18 protein-coding genes are annotated in these 17,790 nt (G+C 70.4%); 8 read left to right on the top strand and 10 right to left on the bottom strand.

Annotated features, from left to right (window positions below; genetic code table 11):
- Positions 1 to 15: 15 nt before the first annotated feature.
- Both ATK30_RS12950 and ATK30_RS12955 read right to left on the bottom strand, forming a co-directional pair.
- Complete coding sequence (locus ATK30_RS12950; RefSeq protein ID WP_101440793.1) at positions 16 to 1,299, bottom strand: ATP-binding protein; 1,284 nt, start codon at positions 1,297 to 1,299, stop codon at positions 16 to 18.
- Between the two features lie 15 nt (positions 1,300 to 1,314).
- Positions 1,315 to 2,016, bottom strand: a complete 702-nt coding sequence (locus ATK30_RS12955; RefSeq protein WP_009072764.1) for a response regulator transcription factor — start codon at positions 2,014 to 2,016, stop codon at positions 1,315 to 1,317.
- A gap of 42 nt (positions 2,017 to 2,058) precedes the next feature.
- Between ATK30_RS12955 and hisN the strand changes: the two genes are divergently transcribed.
- Entirely contained in the window at positions 2,059 to 2,850 is a 792-nt protein-coding gene (gene hisN, locus ATK30_RS12960) for a histidinol-phosphatase (protein WP_101435820.1), read from the top strand.
- Here hisN and ATK30_RS12965 read toward each other — a convergent pair.
- The 5 genes from ATK30_RS12965 to ATK30_RS12985 form a co-directional block, all read right to left on the bottom strand.
- Entirely contained in the window at positions 2,844 to 3,107 is a 264-nt protein-coding gene (locus ATK30_RS12965; RefSeq protein WP_101435821.1) for a hypothetical protein, read from the bottom strand. The two genes, hisN and ATK30_RS12965, sit on opposite strands and share 7 nt — an antisense overlap.
- Entirely contained in the window at positions 3,104 to 3,919 is an 816-nt protein-coding gene (locus tag ATK30_RS12970) for a TNT domain-containing protein (protein ID WP_244194598.1), read from the bottom strand. The genes ATK30_RS12965 and ATK30_RS12970 overlap by 4 nt, the downstream gene beginning before the upstream one ends.
- A gap of 250 nt (positions 3,920 to 4,169) precedes the next feature.
- Positions 4,170 to 5,099: a hydroxymethylglutaryl-CoA lyase gene (locus tag ATK30_RS12975; RefSeq protein ID WP_101435823.1), complete on the bottom strand. Its 930-nt coding sequence runs from the start codon at positions 5,097 to 5,099 to the stop codon at positions 4,170 to 4,172.
- A 1-nt stretch (position 5,100) separates the two neighbouring features.
- On the bottom strand, positions 5,101 to 5,676 hold the full coding sequence (locus ATK30_RS12980) for a PH domain-containing protein (RefSeq protein WP_101435824.1): 576 nt from the start codon (positions 5,674 to 5,676) through the stop codon (positions 5,101 to 5,103).
- 83 nt (positions 5,677 to 5,759) lie between these two features.
- On the bottom strand, positions 5,760 to 6,566 hold the full coding sequence (locus ATK30_RS12985) for a biotin--[acetyl-CoA-carboxylase] ligase (protein WP_101435825.1): 807 nt from the start codon (positions 6,564 to 6,566) through the stop codon (positions 5,760 to 5,762).
- An 80-nt stretch (positions 6,567 to 6,646) separates the two neighbouring features.
- Here ATK30_RS12985 and ATK30_RS12990 point away from each other — a divergent pair, with 80 nt between their 5' ends.
- The gene (locus tag ATK30_RS12990; RefSeq protein WP_244194599.1) at positions 6,647 to 7,756 is read left to right on the top strand and encodes a C40 family peptidase; all 1,110 of its coding nucleotides are present in this window, start codon (positions 6,647 to 6,649) and stop codon (positions 7,754 to 7,756) included.
- A gap of 151 nt (positions 7,757 to 7,907) precedes the next feature.
- Complete coding sequence (locus tag ATK30_RS12995; protein WP_208637337.1) at positions 7,908 to 8,096, top strand: hypothetical protein; 189 nt, start codon at positions 7,908 to 7,910, stop codon at positions 8,094 to 8,096.
- On the opposite strand, the gene ATK30_RS13000 is transcribed toward ATK30_RS12995, so the two are convergent.
- On the bottom strand, positions 8,064 to 10,991 hold the full coding sequence (locus ATK30_RS13000) for a BTAD domain-containing putative transcriptional regulator (RefSeq protein ID WP_101435827.1): 2,928 nt from the start codon (positions 10,989 to 10,991) through the stop codon (positions 8,064 to 8,066). The two genes, ATK30_RS12995 and ATK30_RS13000, sit on opposite strands and share 33 nt — an antisense overlap.
- A 70-nt stretch (positions 10,992 to 11,061) precedes the next feature.
- Here ATK30_RS13000 and ATK30_RS13005 point away from each other — a divergent pair, with 70 nt between their 5' ends.
- The 3 genes from ATK30_RS13005 to ATK30_RS13015 all read left to right on the top strand — a co-directional run bounded on the left by ATK30_RS13005 (position 11,062) and on the right by ATK30_RS13015 (position 13,850).
- Positions 11,062 to 11,922, top strand: a complete 861-nt coding sequence (locus ATK30_RS13005) for an alpha/beta fold hydrolase (RefSeq protein WP_101435828.1) — start codon at positions 11,062 to 11,064, stop codon at positions 11,920 to 11,922.
- A gap of 134 nt (positions 11,923 to 12,056) precedes the next feature.
- Positions 12,057 to 12,893 carry an alkaline phosphatase family protein gene (locus ATK30_RS13010; RefSeq protein ID WP_101435829.1) on the top strand — a complete coding sequence of 279 codons (837 nt, stop codon included), beginning with the start codon at positions 12,057 to 12,059 and terminating at the stop codon, positions 12,891 to 12,893.
- A 111-nt stretch (positions 12,894 to 13,004) separates the two neighbouring features.
- A complete protein-coding gene (locus tag ATK30_RS13015) occupies positions 13,005 to 13,850 on the top strand; it encodes an NBR1-Ig-like domain-containing protein (RefSeq protein WP_101435830.1) in 846 nt (281 codons plus the stop codon).
- Positions 13,851 to 13,975: 125 nt separating this feature from the next.
- Here ATK30_RS13015 and ATK30_RS13020 read toward each other — a convergent pair whose 3' ends face one another.
- Entirely contained in the window at positions 13,976 to 14,959 is a 984-nt protein-coding gene (locus tag ATK30_RS13020; RefSeq protein WP_101435831.1) for a GlxA family transcriptional regulator, read from the bottom strand.
- 70 nt (positions 14,960 to 15,029) lie between these two features.
- Between ATK30_RS13020 and ATK30_RS13025 the strand changes: the two genes are divergently transcribed.
- Together ATK30_RS13025 and ATK30_RS13030 are read left to right on the top strand one after the other, a co-directional pair.
- Positions 15,030 to 15,731 (top strand): NAD(P)H-dependent oxidoreductase, encoded by a 702-nt coding sequence (locus ATK30_RS13025; protein ID WP_101435832.1) that lies wholly within the window; start codon positions 15,030 to 15,032, stop codon positions 15,729 to 15,731.
- 31 nt (positions 15,732 to 15,762) lie between these two features.
- Positions 15,763 to 16,641 (top strand): SRPBCC family protein, encoded by an 879-nt coding sequence (locus ATK30_RS13030; RefSeq protein WP_101435833.1) that lies wholly within the window; start codon positions 15,763 to 15,765, stop codon positions 16,639 to 16,641.
- Between the two features lie 44 nt (positions 16,642 to 16,685).
- Here the strand turns inward: ATK30_RS13030 and ATK30_RS13035 are convergent, their stop codons facing one another.
- A complete protein-coding gene (locus ATK30_RS13035) occupies positions 16,686 to 17,504 on the bottom strand; it encodes a GNAT family N-acetyltransferase (RefSeq protein ID WP_244194600.1) in 819 nt (272 codons plus the stop codon).
- Between the last annotated feature and the right edge of the window lie 286 nt (positions 17,505 to 17,790).

Here is a 17,790-nt window from a genome sequence, read left to right on the forward strand (position 1 = left end):
AAGCCGTCCAGATCCTCAGCGAGGAACCGGCTCCGAGGGCCACTGCAATTCTCCTACCTCGTCCGGGCGCGGCACCTTCAAGAAGAGACTGAAAATCGCCGGACGCTTGTTCGACAGTTCCAGTCGTCCGCCGTCCGCCTCGACCAGAGCGCGGGCCAGAGCCAAACCCACCCCGGTCGAACCTCCGCCGGAAAAACCGCGTTCGAAAATGTGCGGCGCGATTTCGTCCGGCACCCCGGATCCGGTGTCCGCGACCTCGATCACCACAGTTCCCTCGGCATCGCCGCGGCGGGCGGACAGCGTGACCGTTCCCGCGCCGTGGCGGAGGGCGTTGTCCAGCAGCACTCCGATCACCTCGCGCAGCCGCGCCGGAGTCACGCGCACCATCAAGCCGTCCGCGACCTTCAGCCGCAGGTTCCGCCCCTCGACCCGCAGCAGCTGACGCCATTCCTCCGCAACCGCCGGCAGCGCCACCGGCAGATCGACCGGCTCGGCATCCACCTCGCGCGCGGCACGGGCGGCGGCCAGCAGTTCGTCCAGGGCCTGGGCTAGCCGGTCCGCCTGTTCCTGCGCGGCCCGGGACTCCTCGACGACATCGGGGTCCTCATGTCCGGTCAGCGGCTCCAATCGGAGCTGCAGCGCGGTCAACCGGCTGCGCAGCTGGTGCGAGACGTCGCCGACCAGCTGCCGTTCCCGCTGCACGAGCTGCGCCAAGGCGGATCCCGACGTGTCCAGGGCCTCCGCGACCATGTCCAGCTCAGCTACTCGGTAGCGGCTCGGGTCCGGGCGGAAATCGCCGCCGCCCAGGCGGGACGCTCGGTCCGCGACGTGCCGGAGCGGTTTCGCCAAGCGGCGCGCGGTCACGGTCGCCACCACCGCGCCGGTGCCCACCGACAGCACCACCAGCAGCACGACCAGCAGGGTCACCTGCGTCTGCTTCGTGCGCACCGGACCGCTCGGGATCGCCAGCATCACCGTGCCGCTGCGCGCGGTCGGCACCGATTCGACCACCGGGTCCGGGCCGGGGTTCGCGCCGAGGTGTTTTTCGCTGAAGCCCTCGGCGCGCACGATCAGCATGCCGCCGTCGGGAACCCCGACCCGGAATTGCTCCAGGTCGATTTCCTGGCCGTTCGCGACCTGCGTGTCGACGGTCGCGGCGATATTCCGCGCCCGTTCGGCCAGGCTTTCCCGGTTGAGGTTCTCCACCAGCCGCCACGCGGTGACGCCGAGCGGGATGCCCAGCACGGCCGCGGTGACCAGCACGGCGAGGAGGATCGCCAGCAGGATCCGGCGGCGCATGCTCATCGGCGGCGGCTACTCGACATTGAACCGGAACCCGACTCCGCGCACGGTCGCGATGCGCCGCTCAGCGTCGGAATGCGCCGGTTTCGCCTGCCTGCCCGCCGCCTCGTCGGCGGCGACCGCGAGTTTCCGGCGCAGCCAGGACATGTGCATGTCGAGCGTCTTCGACGTCTTGGACTCCAGGTCGTTCCACACCTCGGCGAGGATCTCGTCGCGGCTGACGACCTGCCCGGCCCGGCTCATCAGCACGCGCAGCAGCTCGAACTCCTTGTTCGCCAGCTGCACCTCGTGCGAGTCCACAGTGACCAGTCGCGCGCCGAGGTCCATCCGGACGCCGCCGGCCTCCAGCACCTCCGGCACCCGGCGGCGCAGCAGCGCGCGGATCCGGGCGAGCAGTTCGGCGAGCCGGAACGGCTTGGCCACGTAATCGTCCGCGCCCGCGTCGAGGCCGACGACGAAGTCGACCTCGTCGGTGCGCGCGGTGAGCATCAGCACCGGCAGTTCGGTACCGCTCGCGCGCAGTCTGCGGCACACCTCCAGCCCGTCCATCCCGGGCAGCCCGAGGTCGAGCACGAGCAGGTCGACCCGGTGCGCGGCGGTCGCGGCCAGCACCGCCGGGCCGTCGGTGACGACCTCGATCTCGTACCCCTCCCGGTGCAGCGCGCGGGACAGCGGCTCGGCGATGGCCGGATCGTCTTCGGCAAGTAGGACCATGCTCACCTGGCCAACCTTACGGCGAACGGGCGTGAAACCATCGTGACCGTGCCTGCCTACTCGGATGACCTCGTTCTCGCCACCCGGCTGGCGGACGCCGCCGACGCGCTGACCACTGCCCGTTTCCGTGCGCTCGACCTCGCGGTGTCCGCGAAACCGGACCGCACGCCGGTGACCGACGCCGACACCGCCGTCGAGGACGCGATCCGCGAAATCCTCGCCGCCGAGCGGCCGGGCGACACCGTGGCGGGTGAGGAACGCGGCGGCTCGGCGGGCAGCGAAGGCCGGGCATGGGTGATCGACCCGATCGACGGGACCAAGAACTTCCTCCGCGGCGTCCCGGTGTGGGCGACGCTGATCGCGCTCGTCGAGGACGGCACGCCGGTAGTCGGCATGATCAGCGCGCCGTTGCTGGGCCGCCGCTGGTGGGCAGCTCGCGGCGAGGGTGCGCACCTGCGCGACGCGGCGGGCGAACGGCGCATGTCGGTGTCGAAGGTGGCGGCGCTCGGCGACGCCTATCTGTCCACGACGGACTTGAACAGCTGGACCGAGTACCACTCCCGCGAGAAGTACCTCGCGCTCACCGAGGCGTGCTGGGAATCCCGCGCGTTCGGCGATTTCTGGAGCCACTGCCTCGTCGCCGAGGGCGCGATGGACGTCGCCGCCGAGTGCGTCGTGAACCCGTGGGACGTCGCTGCCGCGCAGGTGATCGTCACCGAGGCGGGCGGCCGCTTCACCGATCTTTCCGGTGCGGAGACCTACGAGGGCGGCTCAGCGCTGTCCACGAACGGCCTCCTGCACGACGAAGCGCTGGCCGTCCTGCGCCGTCAGTGAGCGCCGGGCAGCACGCCGACCGCGCCGCGCGCCACCTGTGACCAGGTCAGCCTGCCGAAGAGGTAGTGGCAGGCGACCTGTTCGGAGGTGAACGCGGCCCAGTCGTAGCGGTTGCCCTGCTCGCGCCAGAACACTTCCCAGCCGCCGTCGGAGGTCGGCAGCAGGCACCACGTGTTGTCCGCTTCCCGGCCGATCGACACGACTTCCTCGGGCACGCCGATGACGCCCAGCCATCTGCGGATCGACTGGGCGTTCATCGTGCCTCCTGCGTGACGTCTGCCAAGAATCCCAGCGTGACCAGTTCGTCCGCGGAGAGCACCGCACGGTAGCGGATTCCGCCGCCCGGTCCGTCGAACCACTCCGCCGACGTGGCCTGCCACACCGGCATCGGCTTCAGCACGCGGTAACGGCGGTAGCCGGAACGCAGTGCGGCGGGCGGCAAAGCGCGCTCCGCGAACGGCGTGCCGTCGGGCGCGAACACGCGGCCGTAGTCGCTGCCGAAGCGGTCCAGCAGCGTGTTTTCCGGCAGTACCACCGGGTTCGGCTCTTCGACGCAGCCCTCCGCCGGCGGCCACACGTACTCGGCGCCGACGACGAACCGGCGCTCCCACTCGGGACCCTCCGGCGGCACATAGCCTTCGACGACCGCCTCGGGCGGCTCCGGATCTACCGGCGGTGCGGGCGAACGACGGAAGCCCTGCTTGACGTACCCGAGCACGGCGGTGTCGTCCAGCAGCGCCGATTCCGGATGGTCGAACAGCGGCCGCCGCACGCCCTCGGCGACCGCGACCCCGTCCGAGGGCAGCGGCAACTGCCGGTCCGGACGGTCCGAAGCCACCGGCAAATGCCCGAGCGGGAACATGTGCACCGCGAACAGCGCCAGCACGCTTTCCCGGTCGGTGCGCGGAGAACCGACCGGCGGACGGCTTTGCGCGGGCAGCACTCCGGTGCCCGAGGGCGGGGTGGGCACCTCGTCGAAGCCGCGTTCGAGCAGCCCGCCGTACTGGACGGGCACGCGCACCGGGCCGGTAGCGACGTCGGTGTCTGCCGGTTCGGGCTGGTCGGACACTGGCACCCTCTTCTCGGTCGTGCCGGCACCGGGTCGGACGCCTGCTCGCGGCGGAAGGTTCCGAGCGAGCGGGAAACCCACCTTATCGGGCGACGGGGAGGCGCCGCCGCACCAACGCGCGGTCCAAGCCGCTTTTCGACCAGCCCAGCGGTTCGCCGTCGACGATTGCCCGCGGCCCCAACGGTTTCCCGTCGGCCCTCGCCCGGGCAAGGGCCCCGTCTGCCCGCTGAGCGGGACGACTTCGGGAGCGTTATCCGGCCAGCGCGTTCACGACCCGCGACGGCGACGGACGGCCCAGCTGCCCGGCCATCCACACGCTGGTCTCCACCAGTTTGCCGAGGTCGACGCCGTGCTCCACGCCGAGTCCTTCCAGCAGCCAGACCAGGTCCTCGGTCGCCAGGTTGCCGGTCGCGGACTCGGCGTACGGGCAGCCGCCGAGGCCGCCGGCCGACGAGTCCACTGTGGACACACCGGCGCGCAGCGCGGCCTCGGTGTTGGCCAGCGCCTGGCCGTAGGTGTCGTGGAAGTGCACGGCGAGGGCCGAGGTGTCCCCGAACGCCTCGATCAGCCGGGTGACCTGGTTCGTGGTGGCGACGCCGATGGTGTCACCGAGCGAGAGCTGCGAGCAGCCGAAGTCGAGCAGCCGCTTGCCCGCCCGCACGACCTGCTCCACGTCGACCACGCCCTCCCACGGGTCGCCGAAGCACATCGACAGGTAGCCGCGGACCTCGAGGCCCTCCTTGCGAGCCCGGGCGACCACCGGTTCGAACATGCCGAACTGGTCGTCGAACGTCGAGTTCAGGTTGCGCTGGGCGAAGGTCTCGGTGGCGCTGGCGAAGATCGCGATGTGGTCGACGCCCGCTTCGAGCGCGCGGTTGAGGCCGCGGTCGTTCGGCACCAGCACCGGGTAGCGGACGCCGTCGTGGCGGTCGAGCCCGGCGAGCAGCTGTTCGGCGTCGGCGAGCTGCGGCACCCACTTCGGGTGCACGAAGCTGGTCGCCTCGAGGGTGGTCAGCCCGGCGCCGGCGAGCCGGTCCAGGAATTCGAGCTTGACCTCGACCGGCACGACCGAGCTCTCGTTCTGCAGCCCGTCGCGCGCCCCGACCTCCCAGATCTCGACCCGCGGCGGCAGCCCGCCCGCGGGGACCCGTTCCGGCAGGCCGACCTCTCGAGCACCCACGTCAGCGTCTCCTTCCGCGCGGTTCCCGGCCGCGCGGGGGCAGAGGTTCGGTGTCCTGCGGACCGGGCGCGCCGTGGTAGTCGTCGTAGGGATTGTCGTTGACTTCGCGGTAAATGACCGTATGCACGTGCTCGACGTGGGGAATGTCATCGAAGCGCAGCGGCTCGTCCGAGGCCGATTCGATGATGAGGGTGCCGCAGCCGAAGATCCGGTCGAGCAGGCCGTGCTCGAACTGCACGCTGTTGATCCGCGACAGCGGGATGTCGATGCCGGTGCGCTTGAGCACGCCCTCGCGCGCGATCAGCCGGTCGGTGGTCACGATGAAGTGCGTCGTGCGCCAGCGGACCAGCGGCGCGAGGAACAGCCACACCACGAAGAGCAGCGCCACCACGGCGACCGCGATCATCGTGATGTTGTTCCACGGCCCGGCGAAGTCCTTGGCGACCACGAGCAGCCACACCGCCGCGCCGACGGTGATCACGAACGCCAGGAACGGGAAGATCAGCATCTTGAAGTGCGGGTGGCTGTGCACCACCACGCGTTCGTTCTGGCTGAGCAAATCGTCCGGATAGGCCACGGCGGGCGCTCCCCTGCGAATGTGTGCCGGTGTGGTGGATCCACCGTACCGGCGCTGGGCTCGCTGGGGCGCGCCCGTTCCGGTCAAGCGGGGCGGACGTGCACCACATCGCCGGCGAAAACCGTCAGCCGCCGCCCGTCCGGCACGTCGACCTGCAACTGGCCGGACGCGTCCAGGTCCGCGGCGCGGCCGGTGAGCGTCGACCCGTCCGGCAGCTGCACCTGGACGTCCTGGCCGAGCGTCGCGCACCGGGCGCGGTAGTCGCCGAGCAGTCCGGCCTCGGTGAGGTCGCCGCCCGCCGTCCGCCAGCGGCGTTCGAGGTCGTCGAGCCTGGTCAGCAGGCCGAGCGCGACCTCGGTGCGGTCGGTGGTCGTCGCGCCCTGCTCGGCGAGCGAGGTCGCGGGCAGACCGCCCGGACCGGCCGGGACGTCGTCGCCGAGCGGCAGGACGTTCAGCCCGATGCCGAGCACCACCGCCGATTCGCCGGCGCCGACCGCCTCGGCGAGGATGCCCGCGCACTTGGCCCGCTCCGGTCCGGCGAGCACGTCGTTAGGCCATTTGAGGGCGACGTCGACACCCAGATCGGTGGCGAGCGCGTGCACCGCGAGCCCGGCGACCACGGACAGTGAACCGAGCGCGGAAAACGGCACGCCCGCCGGGCGCAGCGCGACGCTCAGGTACAACCCGCCCTTCGGCGAGCTCCACGAGCGAGCCCTCCGACCGACCCCCGCGGTCTGCTGTTCAGCCAGCAAAACTGTCCGGTCTTCCGCTCCTCCGACGAGGGCTTCCCGCAGGTCAGCGTTGGTGGAACCGGTCGTCTCCACGACGTCGAGGCGGGCGTAGCGGCCGCCGAGTCCGTCCCGCAGCCGCGCCGCGTCGAGTTCAGCCATGTGCTCACAATATGAGAGTCCCCCTAACGTGCAAGCCACTCGCTCGTTACCTAGAGGTGCGCTCTTCTAGATTGGACGCCGTGACGCCGGAGACCCCCACCGCCGACGAGCCGCCGAAGCCCAGCTGGGCTCGGGGCGCGCTGTACCGTGGCCTCGTGGCGTTGCCGCTGGTCGCCGGGCTCGCCACCGCGGGCTGGCTGGTGGCCGGACGCGACCAGCCCGCCCCTGTTCCCGCGCAAGCCGCGCTGACCGCGCCGTCCCCCGCGAAGACCGTCAGCGGTCCGTCGGTGCTGCAGGCGAGCGCTCCGGTGCAAGCGCAGGAACCGGCGCAGGGCGCGGCTGGCGGAGGCGGTGGTCCGGCCCCGCTGCAGAAGTGGGCGGATTCGCTCGCCGGGCCGCTGGACATCCCGGCCCCCGCGCTGCTCGGGTACGCCAATGGCGAGCTGGCCATGCGCAAGGAGCGCCCGGACTGCCACCTGTCGTGGGTCACGCTGGCGGGCCTCGGCGTCGCCGGCAACAACCACGGCCGCGGCGACGGCGAGCCGATGGGGCTTTCGGCGCAGCAGTGGAAGAAGTACGGCGCGGAGATCCCGGGCATCGCGAACCCAGCACTGTCCGACCCGTCGGCCGCGTCCGTCGCCGCGGGCCGCGCGCTGTGCGCGAGCGGCGTCGACCTCTCGGCGGGCAATGGCTGGTGGAAGGCCGTGGCCGGTTACGAGAACGGCAGCGGCATGGAGCTGTTCCGGCAGCGAGTGCTCGGCTACGCCCAGCTGTACGCCACCCTTTCCCTGGACCCGACGAAGGCGAACGCGCCTTCGGTGCGCGCCACGCGGTTCGCGCTGGGACAGCTCGGCCTGCCGTACGTGTGGGGCGGCAACGGACCCGACGCGGGCGCGGCCGGGTTCGACTGCTCGGGTCTCACCAAGGCTTCCTACGAGAGCGCCGGTATTTCCTTGCCGCGCACGGCGGACAGCCAGTTCCGCGCGGTGCCGCCGGTTCCGGCCGGGCAGGAACCGCAGCTGGGCGATCTCGTCTTCTACGGCAGTCCGGCGGCTGGCATCCACCACGTGGGGCTCTACCTCGGGAACGGCCTGATGATCAACGCGCCGACCGAGGGACAGGCGATTCAGATCCACACCTTCCACCGGCCTGGGGACGACTACGCCGGAGCTGGGCATCCGGCGAACTGACAGCTAGCCACGGGACCAGCGGCAAGGTTTCCGTTTTCGCCCGCAGCGCCCGTATGTCGCCTACGCTCCGGTCTGTTCTTCCTGACCGGAAAGGCATGCCATGTCCGCTCGTATGCGCCCTTTCTTCGGGCCGTGTGAGAAGACGATGCCGATGTCGTTCAAGATGCTCTCCGACACGCAGAAGCAGGCCATGCTGACCGCGAGTGTCGACCGGTCCAAGATCAAGGACGGGGCCGACAAGGTCGAGATTCCGGCGAGCGCGGTGAAGGCGTCCGTCAAGTTCGCCAAAAGCGACATCGCGACGTGGTTATGGAGAAGCGCGGCGGCAAATGGTACGTAGTCGGCTGACCCAATGCGCGGCACCGGCTCGGCGGGCCACTTCGGCGGCCTTGCGGTAGTGCTCCTCGGGCGGCAGTCCCAACCGGACAGCCAATTCGCCCAAGTAATAAGCGACCGGGCCCAGCGTCACCACGCCTGAACCGGCACCGGCCAGCTCGTTCTCCGCAGGAGCCAAGCGCGCATACAACTCGCGTGCGTCTCCGGTCGAGGCGGTGAGGCACGCGCGCAGTTCGAGGAACAGGTCCGGGCGATCCGGCGGCAATGTGAAGTCCACTGTGGACTCCAAGCCGTGCTGGACGTAAAGGCAATGCCGAGCGAGCGGCAGCAGGCCACGGTCCACTCCGGACATTCCGCTTCCGGACAGCCGGGCCGCAGCACTGCGGTAGGCGGCTTCCGCGGCAGCGACCGGACCGGTGACGGCCAAACGGAGCGCGCGGTACCAGTCGGTGAAGACGCTGACGAGCGGGAGGTCGTACTGCTCCCCCAGCCGATCGGCCGCGGCCGCGTGGGTGTCGGCAGCGGCGAAGTCCGCGAGCGCTGACTGGGCCTGCATCAGCACCAGGTGACCGAGCACCTCGAACGTCATCAGCCGGTGCCGGGCAGCCAGTTCGACCAGTTCCTCTCCGATCCGGGCGCGTTCCGGGGCTAGGCCGGCGCGGGTGAACGTCTGCGTCCAGCGTGCGTTCAACGCCAGCGCCAGCAGTGCCGGATCCTCGGCGGACCGCGCCAGTTTCTCCGCTTCGACGGCTGCGTCGTGGGCGCGTTGACCGCCTTCACTGCGCAGCTCCAACGCGATGGTCGCCAGCAGCCGGGCGCGGACGAGCGGATCGGTGGTGTGGACGCGTTCGGCGGCGTCGGCGATGCGACGGGCCAGCGCGGGGTCGTCGTTCTCGGTCCAGATTCCCGGCACGTCGAACGCGGTCAACACCCGGATGGTCAACGCGGAATCGTCGCCGGCGAGATCCAACGCTTCGGCTCGGTAGCGGCGCGCGGCGGCCAACGAGCCGGTGACCGCGGACGTCCGGGCGACGCCCATCAGCAACTCCACAGTACGCGGGCCTTGCGCCAGCGCGGCTTGCCAGAGCCGAAGTGCCTCGTGGGGCGCGAAATCCCGTTCGGCCCGTTCGGCGGCAGCCTGCGCGTAGGCAGTGCCGCGGTCGTCTCCGGCAAGCAGGAAATGGTGAGCCAGCAAGGAAATCTCGGACGGCCGCCGGCTCGCCAAAGCCTCGCCGACTTCACGGTGCAGCTGCGCGCGCCGGGCCAGCGAAAGATCGTCGTAGACGGCGTCGCGGACGAGCGAATGCGCGAACCGGAACGCCCGTGGGCCGCTTTCGACCAGAAACCCTGCCTGCACAGCGGTTTCCAGCTCGTCGAGGACGTCGCCGAGCAGGCCGAGGTCGACGTCCGAACCGATCACGGCGGCTTTTCCGAGCACCGCGCGCACGTGGTCGGGCAACGCGGCGATGCGGTTCCGAACCACGTCGCGCACTCCGTCCGGAAGATCGCCTTCGGCATCCAGCGCGCGGGCGAGTTCCTTGACGAAGAACGGATTTCCGCCGGTCCGCCGATGAATCACCGCAGCGGACTCGGCCCCGACCAGCTCGGCGACCGCCTCGACCGAAAGCCCGCCCAGATACAGCCGAACGGGGTCGGCGCGCGCGAGCCTGCCCAACGCCGCAGTCAGTTCCGCGGAGACTTCGGTGGTCCGATACGTCGCGATTAACAGCACCGGAGCCGCGGTCATCGACGTCAGCAGTGCCAGGGTTTCCTCGCCAGCCCAATGCAAATCGTCCAGCACGAGCAGCAGCGGACCCCGGCGCGCCACCTCGGCGATCCGCGCGGTCATCGCCTGATGCCACTCGAACCGCGCCACCGCCGGGTCGCCACCCGCCGGCCGCGGCGGGACCGGTTCGCCCAGCGCGGCGAGAATCCGCGTCCACGGCCAGGCTGGTGGCACCCCGGCACCGTCCGGATTTACGCCCCACGCAGTGGTCCAGCCGAGCCGAGCAGCGAATTCCTCGACCAGCGCCGTCTTCCCCGCACCCGCCTCGCCGGACTCCAGCACGAGCCGGAATCGCTTGCGGTCAGCCACTTCCGCCGCGACCTCGGCGAGCCGCGCCAGCTCCCGGTCTCGCCCAGCCAACCGCCGCGGAACGGACGGTGCCAGCTGCGGAGCCTGCGCGAGGATGTCCTGCTCCACCTGCCGCAACGCCGGACCAGGATCGACCCCCAGTTCCGCCGCCAGCCCGGCCCGCGCGCGACGCAGCGCGGCCAGCGCGTCCCCTTGACGTCCAGCTCGGTACAGCGCGAGCGCCAGCAGCCGCCACGCTTCCTCGCGCAGCGGATGAGCGTCCACAAGAGACTCCAGATCCGGCACCGCTTCGGCGGCACGGCCGAGGTCCAGCAGACCGGCCGCCCGGCGTTCCAGCGCGAGCAACCGCAGTTCGTCGAGCCGAGCCCGTTCGGCACGCGCCCACGGCGCGTCGGCGAACTCCGCGTACGGTTCGCCCCGCCACCAGCCGAGCGCCTCGTCCAGTTGCGCGACCGACGGCGTCCCCCTCAGCAACGCCTCGAACCGCCACGCGTCGACCTGCTCCGGTTCGGCGCGCAGCGCATACCCCGGACCCGCGGTGACCAGCAGCTTCGCGGGTGTCCGCGGCGGGCGGTCCGGTTCGAGCGAACGCCGCAGCGCGCCGACGAAGGTCTGCACCGCGCCGACCGCGCCCGCCCGCGGCTCGGTCCACAACGCGTCGACCAGCGCGTCCGTCGAAACCACCTGCCCGCGGGCGACGAGCAGGCGCGCGAGCACCGCGCGATGCCGCGGCCCGGGCAACGCCACCGGCCCGCGCGCGTCGCAGGCCGCCAAGGGGCCCAGCACGGAGAACGAGATGGTCATCAGTTCCGTACTGTAATCAGCTCGCTCGTTGCTGATCGATTGCTGATCGGCCCGGCGCACGCTGGGTCGCATGAACTTCGACTACCAGCGGATCCCCGTCGCCGACGGCGTGTCCCTCAACGTGGCGGTCGCGGGCTCCGGCTCGCCCGTCGTCCTCCTGCACGGCTTCCCGCAGACCCACCTGATGTGGCGGCACGTCGCCGCCGACCTCGCCGCCGACCACACCGTGCTGTGCCCCGACCTGCGCGGCTACGGCGACAGCGACAAGCCCGCCGACGACGGCGAGACCTACTCGAAGCGCACCATGGCCGCCGACGTCGTCGCCCTCGCGCGCGCCTTCGGACACGAGAAGTTCGCGCTCGCCGGGCACGACCGCGGCGCGCTCGTCGCGATCCGCGCCGGCCTCGACCATCCGGACCACGTGTCCCACCTGGCCATCCTCGACGTCCTGCCGACGCTGGACATGTGGGACGTGCTGCACGGCGTCAGCGCCTCCGTGGCCTTCCACCTCTACCTGATGGCGCAGCCGCCCGGCCTGCCCGAGCAGCTGATCAGCGGCGCACCGGACGCGTTCTTCAGCTACTTCCTCGACCAGTGGGGCGCCGACCCCGAGGCCATCCCGGCCGACATCCGCGCCCGGTACCTCGAGGCGAGCCGGAACGCGGTCCCGTCGATCGTCGCCGACTACCGCGCCTCCGCGGGCATCGACGTCGAGCACGACCGCGCCGACCGGGAGGCGGGCAACCAGCTGAAGATGCCCACCACCGTGGTCCAGCAGGATTGGGGCGTCGCGCTCGGCTACGACGCGGTCGCGCTCTGGCGCGTGTGGGCACCGGACCTCGTGCACGAAACCGTGCACAGTGGACATTTCATGGCCGAGACTTCGCCTGGCAGCGTTACGAAATCACTGCGGGACCTGCTTGCCCGCTGACCCGCCGAAAGTCGTGCCCCGGACGAGTGGTCGCCAGTTATTCACCCACCGGCCGCTCTCCGGGGCGCCTTCTCCGTGGCACGGTCTATGCCGCTCCCACCTGAGCGCATTTCCCGACCGGCCTTGGAGGACCTGTGTTCCGCAAGCGGATCGTGGCCGCCGTCGCGACGGCGATTCTCGGTGCGGCGACCGCCGCCCAACCCGCCTCAGCAGCGGCGTCCGTGCCTGCCTTCGACCACGTCGTGCTCGTGATGTTCGAGAACGAGTCGTCGACCTCGATCGACTCGACCACCGCGCCCTACTTCGCGTCGCTCGCCGCGCAGGGCGCGAACTTCACCGACTCCCACGCAATCACTCACCCGAGCCAGCCGAACTACGTCGCGCTGTTCTCGGGCGACACCCAGGGCGTCACCGACGACACGTGCCCGCAGAACCTCGGCAACGTGGACAATCTCGGCTCGCAGCTCATCGGCGCCGGGAAGACCTTCACCGGCTACTCGGAGTCCATGCCGTCCGACGGCTACACCGGCTGCTCCTCCGGCGAGTACCGGCGCAAGCACAACAGCTGGGTCGACTTCTCGAACGTGCCCGCGTCGAGCAACCTGCGCTACTCGAGCTTCCCGACGGACTACTCGCAGCTGCCCAGCGTCGCGTTCGTGACCCCGAACATGTGCAACGACATGCACGACTGTTCGGTCGCCACCGGTGACACCTGGCTGAAGAACAACCTCGACGGCTACGCACAGTGGGCCAAGACGCACAACAGCCTGCTGATCGTGACGTTCGACGAGGACGAAGGCACCTCGACGAACCAGATCTACACGTCGTTCACCGGCGCGCACGTGAAGCAAGGCGACTACTCCGAGACGATCAACCACTACACCGTGCTGCGCACCATGGAGGCCGCCAACGGTCTCCCCGGTCTCGGCAACGCGGCGAGCGAGACGCCGATCACCGACGCCTGGCAGTGACGCGCGCCGGTCGCGGCCGCCTCGCCGGGGCCGCGACCGGGGTGCGCCCCGCAGTGCCGAACTGGAATGTCAGACTTGTCCGACCAGCGGATCTGACAACCAGGGAGAGCAATGGGCGACGGGCCATCTGCCGCCGAGGTGCTCTCCGCGGAGCTGGCCGCGCTGCGCGCGCGGGCCGGGAATCCCTCGTTCCGCAAAATGGCCGACCGGTCCGGGCGGATCTCGCACACCACGCTGCACGAGGCGGTCCGCGGCACCCGGTTCCCGTCGTGGGACACCACGCGCGAGTTCGTCCGGGCGTGCGACGCCGACGAACAGCAGTGGCGGCGGCGCTGGGAAGAGCTGAAGGGCGTGCCGCCGGAACCCGCGGCTCCGGAGAACACTGCCGGCGAACCCGCTGACGTCGCGATCGTCAAGACTGCCGAGCCCACGGCGGAACCGGTGCTGATCAGCGCGGACCCGGTCGCCCCGGAGAAACCTCGGAGACGCCGCAAGTACGCGCTGGCCGCGGTCGCGTTCGTCGTCGTGCTCCTCGCCGCCGTCGCGGCGATCGTGGTGCCGAAGCTGACGAGCGGCAGCCTGGTCGACGTCGGTGCGCGCATCCCCGGCGACAACTCCAAGTTCGTCGGCGACGTGACCGTGCCCGACGGCACCGTGATCCACGTCGGCGAGACCGTCCAGAAGGTGTGGGAGCTGCAGAACACCGGCTCGGTGAGCTGGCATCAGCGGTACCTGCAGCGAATGGACCTGCCGCCGAGCCCCGGTTCGTGCCGCACCCCGGACCGGGTGCTGATCGGCGACACCCCGCCCGGCGATCACGTGATGGTGAGCGTCCCGCTGACCGCTTCGCCCGCGCCGGGACGCTGCTGGATCGGCTGGAAGATGGTCGACGCCAGCGGCAAGGAGTTCTTCTCGACCCGCCGTCCGGTGTATGTGCTGGTGACGGTCGTCTCCTGACGCGTGTCAGATTCTGTAAGACCCGGTCGCCGGGGTACCGAACACCCCCGTCCGCTCGCCAGGATGAGTACCGCTGGGGGTCGGTCCGTGGCAGCTGCGAACAGCGCTGCCACGGACCGCCGAGTTCACGCCGGGCGGCGGAAGGTCGTCCGGTAGGCGCTCGGCGAAACCCCGAGCGCGGCCTGCAGGTGCTGGCGCAGCGACGCCGCCGTCCCGAATCCGCACGCCGCCGCGACCCGGTCGACCGGCAGCTCCGACTCCTCCAGCAACTGCCGCGCGCGCTCCACTCGCTGCTGGGTCAGCCACTGCAGCGCAGACATCCCGACCTCGTCCCGGAACCTCCGGGTGAACGTCCGCGTGCTCATCGACTCGCGCGCGGCCAGGTCGCGCAGCGTGATCGGCTGGTCGAGGTTCTCCAGTGCCCATGCCCGCGCGGCCGAGGTGGACGACGACCGCGGCTCCGGCACCGGCCGGCGGATGAACTGGGCCTGCCCGCCCTCGCGATGCGGCGAAACGACCGTGCCGCGGGCGACCTCGTTGGCGACCGCCGCACCGAAGTCGCGCCGGATCATGTGCAGGCAGAGGTCGATGCCGGACGCGACGCCCGCCGAGGTGAAGACGTTGCCGTCCTCGGTGTAGAGCACGTCCGGATCGAGCTGTACGCGCGGGTATTCGAGCTGGAATTCGCAGGCCGAACGCCAGTGCGTGGTCGCGCGGCGGCCGTCGAGCAGGCCCATCGCGGCGAGCACGTACGCGCCGGTGCAGATCGAGGCGATCCGGCTGTCCGGGCGCACCAGGTTCATCGCGTGCTTGAGCTGCTCGGTCAGCTGCCGCCCGGTGGGCTCGTATTCGAGCGACGACGCGGGGACGATCACCGTGTCGGCCTCGGCCACCGCCTCCGGACCCTGCTGGACTGGGATGGCGAAGTCCGAATCGGTGCGGATGTCGCCGGGCTCCGGCGTGCAGGTGACGACCTCGTACAACCGCTCGCCGTCGGCGGATCTGGCCTGGCCGAACAGCCGGTGGACGATGCCGAGCTCCATCACGAGCATGCCGTGCCGCACCAGCACCGCGACCTTGTGCCGCTCCGGATGACGAAAAACAGCCATGGCCCGATTCTTGCACAAGGTGGCCATCGGGCCACTGTTATGACCGTTTCGCCGGTCGCACCCTGGCCTCATGAACGTCTTGTGGATCTACGCCCATCCCGACCCCGCATCACTCAACGGCGCGCTTCGCGACGAGGGCGTCGCGACGCTGCGGAATCTCGGCCATGACGTGTGCGAATCCGATCTCTACGCCATGCGCTGGAACCCGATCGTCGACGAGGTCGCGGCCGTGCCCGAGGACGTCCGGATCGAGCACGAGAAGCTCGACTGGGCGGACACGGTCGTCGTCCAGTTCCCGCTGTGGTGGGCAGACACCCCGGCCATCCTGAAGGGCTGGTTCGACCGCGTTTTCGTGCAGGGATACGGCTACGACTACCGCGACGAAACCGGCCACACGCTGCGCTACGGCAACGGCGTGCTGGCCGGCAAACGCGCGATGGTCATCGTCACCGCCGGGGCGCACGAGGAGAGCCTCGGCCCGCGCGGCGCCCACGGTTCGCTGGACGACCTGCTGTTCAACGTCCAGCACGGAACGCTTTTCTACACCGGCATGACGGTCCTGCCGGCGCTCAAGGTGACCGGCACGAACCGGATGACGCCGGAGAAGTACGACTGCGTCGTCGAGCAGCTGCGCAAACGCTTGCACTCCCTGGAAACGACCGATCCCCTGCCGTACCGGACCCAGGACGGCGGCGACTACGACCGTCGCCTCGTCTTGCTTCCCGAGGTCGCCCCAGGTCAGACCGGGTACGCGGCACATCTGACCGCTTGACCCGTATATACCTCCGTGGTTATATACGGACATGGCGATTCTGCGAACCACTCCCGGCGGACGACCGAGCGTCACCCTCGAACGGACCCTGGCCCACCCGCCGGAGAAGGTGTGGCACGCGGTCACCTCGCCCGAAGAGCTGGCGCACTGGTTTCCGGCCGCCGTCGCGCTGCCGGAAACCCCGGCGCCGGGCGGGAAGATCACGTTCACCTTCACCGAAACCGGCGACACGAGCGAGGGCGAGATCCTCGGCTACCAGCCGCCGGAGGTCTTCGAGTTCACCTGGAACTCGGACCTGATCCGGATCGAGGTGTCCGCGGACGGGACGGGCAGCAAGCTCGCCTTCACGCACGTCTTCAACCGCAACGAACCGGACATCGCCCTGCTCGGCGCCGGACGGCACGTCACCGGCTGGGTCGCCTGCCTCGATTCCCTCGAAGCCGCGCTCGACGGCCGGACGCCGGAAATGCCGTCCGACTGGCACGCGCGGATGGTGCACTACATCGAGGAATTCGGGCTGGAGGACGGCGAGGTCCTGGACGACGGCACGATCCGGTTCCGCCGCGACCTGGTGTGGCCGCCGGTCGAGGACGTCTGGAAGCGGCTGCCCCAGCCGGAGGACGGGGCGCAGGTGCTGGAGTCGCGATCGCCGGAGGTGCTGGCCTACACCTGGCTGCACGACGGGAAACCGGCCGGGCGCGTGCGGTGGGAAGTGACCGCGGATCCGCTGGACGGCGTGCGGGTGGAGCTGACGCAGACCGTCCCCGCGGAACTGAGGGATCAGCTGCCGGACTTGCTGACCGCACGGCATGAGCAGCTGAACGCGTTGTTCGCCGGGACCTTCGGGGTGGAGCTGGAGCCGTGGTCAGCGGAGCGGAAGGCCGAGATCAGGCAGCGGTACAGCTCGTGAGCGTTTATGCCGGTTCTAACCGGGATTAGCACTCACGACACCCTCTACCCCAGCGCGGTGTTGTACGGCGAAAATCGCACCCCGGCCGGGCCCGGCACCGCTTTGCCGTGGAGCACCAGCCGCGATGCTTGCCCGTGCACCGTCAGCCCGCGCGCCTCACACCACGCTGACAGCTCCGGGAACCGGTGGTCGACCGCCAGCCGGAGGTCGCCGGACGTGGTGCGGGCGAGGCCGCGGATCAATGCGCGGGCCTGGCCCTCGTCCGCGGCCACCACCGGACCGATCACCAGCACTCCGCCTAGCACGGTGCCGAGCGCGTAGCCGTCGTCGGTCACGTGGACGTGGTCAGCCTCGAACAGCATGCGGTTCAACAACTCCCGCCGCGCGAAGCCCTGCGCCGCACTGTCCAATTCGTACACTCGCGCCACGTCCGGCGGGCCGATCGGCCGCGCCGCCGGACCGCCGTCGTCGGCGAACCGGCCGCGATGGTCGTTGCAGCCGCCGTCGAACTCGAAGCCCATCGATTCGTACAACGGACGCGCGTTTTCCGTAGCGTGCAAGGACACCACGGCATCACCGGCTTCGTCGAGCGCCTGCGCCATCACGCGACGGCCGAGTCCCTGCCGCGCGAATCGCTCCGCGACGACGACCATCGACACGGTCGCGGTCGGCCCGGTCCGGGTGAGGATCGCCGCCGCGGCGAGACCGCCGTCCGGGGCGTCGATGCCGAATCCGCGGCCGACGTCCAGAAGCATCGCCCATTTCCGTTCTTCGCGCGGCCATCCGCGATCGGTTCCGAGGTCGAGGCAAGCGGACAGGTCGGCAGGCCCGAGCGAGCGGACCGAGGCGTCGGCGAGCAGCACGCCGCCCACCCTAGGCCGGAGCGCGGCCGGGTTGGCCGGCTCGACGCGGAAAATTCAACTGCCTCCGGTTCCAGAGGCCGCCCGACCACCAGGTCCCGCGATAGACACCATCGGGTACACCGTCTACGTCGCGGACAACTCCGGCACCTGCAGGTCAACGGCCACCCTGTCGTCCCGCTCTCGCTGAGCGCCCAAGCCCCGGACCGGCTCGTCCTCGGCACGCTCGACGGTCGCGTACTGGTCTGCGCCGCACACGGGAGGGAGTCCTACGCCACACGCGCGGCAA

Origin of the sequence: Amycolatopsis echigonensis (assembly GCF_002846615.1) — a bacterium.
GTDB classification, from domain to species: Bacteria; Actinomycetota; Actinomycetes; order Mycobacteriales; family Pseudonocardiaceae; genus Amycolatopsis; species Amycolatopsis echigonensis.

Bases quoted from the DNA above. Each gene is read 5' to 3' on its own strand.
- ATK30_RS12950 (WP_101440793.1), bottom strand. From the start codon at position 1,299: ATGCGCCGCCGGATCCTGCTGGCGATCCTCCTCGCCGTGCTGGTCACC.
- ATK30_RS12955 (WP_009072764.1), bottom strand. From the start codon at position 2,016: ATGGTCCTACTTGCCGAAGACGATCCGGCCATCGCCGAGCCGCTGTCC.
- ATK30_RS12965 (WP_101435821.1), bottom strand. From the start codon at position 3,107: ATGAACGCCCAGTCGATCCGCAGATGGCTGGGCGTCATCGGCGTGCCC.
- ATK30_RS12985 (WP_101435825.1), bottom strand. From the start codon at position 6,566: ATGGCTGAACTCGACGCGGCGCGGCTGCGGGACGGACTCGGCGGCCGC.
- ATK30_RS12995 (WP_208637337.1), top strand. From the start codon at position 7,908: ATGTCGTTCAAGATGCTCTCCGACACGCAGAAGCAGGCCATGCTGACC.
- ATK30_RS13000 (WP_101435827.1), bottom strand. From the start codon at position 10,991: ATGACCATCTCGTTCTCCGTGCTGGGCCCCTTGGCGGCCTGCGACGCG.
- ATK30_RS13005 (WP_101435828.1), top strand. From the start codon at position 11,062: ATGAACTTCGACTACCAGCGGATCCCCGTCGCCGACGGCGTGTCCCTC.
- ATK30_RS13015 (WP_101435830.1), top strand. From the start codon at position 13,005: ATGGGCGACGGGCCATCTGCCGCCGAGGTGCTCTCCGCGGAGCTGGCC.
- ATK30_RS13020 (WP_101435831.1), bottom strand. From the start codon at position 14,959: ATGGCTGTTTTTCGTCATCCGGAGCGGCACAAGGTCGCGGTGCTGGTG.
- ATK30_RS13025 (WP_101435832.1), top strand. From the start codon at position 15,030: ATGAACGTCTTGTGGATCTACGCCCATCCCGACCCCGCATCACTCAAC.
- ATK30_RS13030 (WP_101435833.1), top strand. From the start codon at position 15,763: ATGGCGATTCTGCGAACCACTCCCGGCGGACGACCGAGCGTCACCCTC.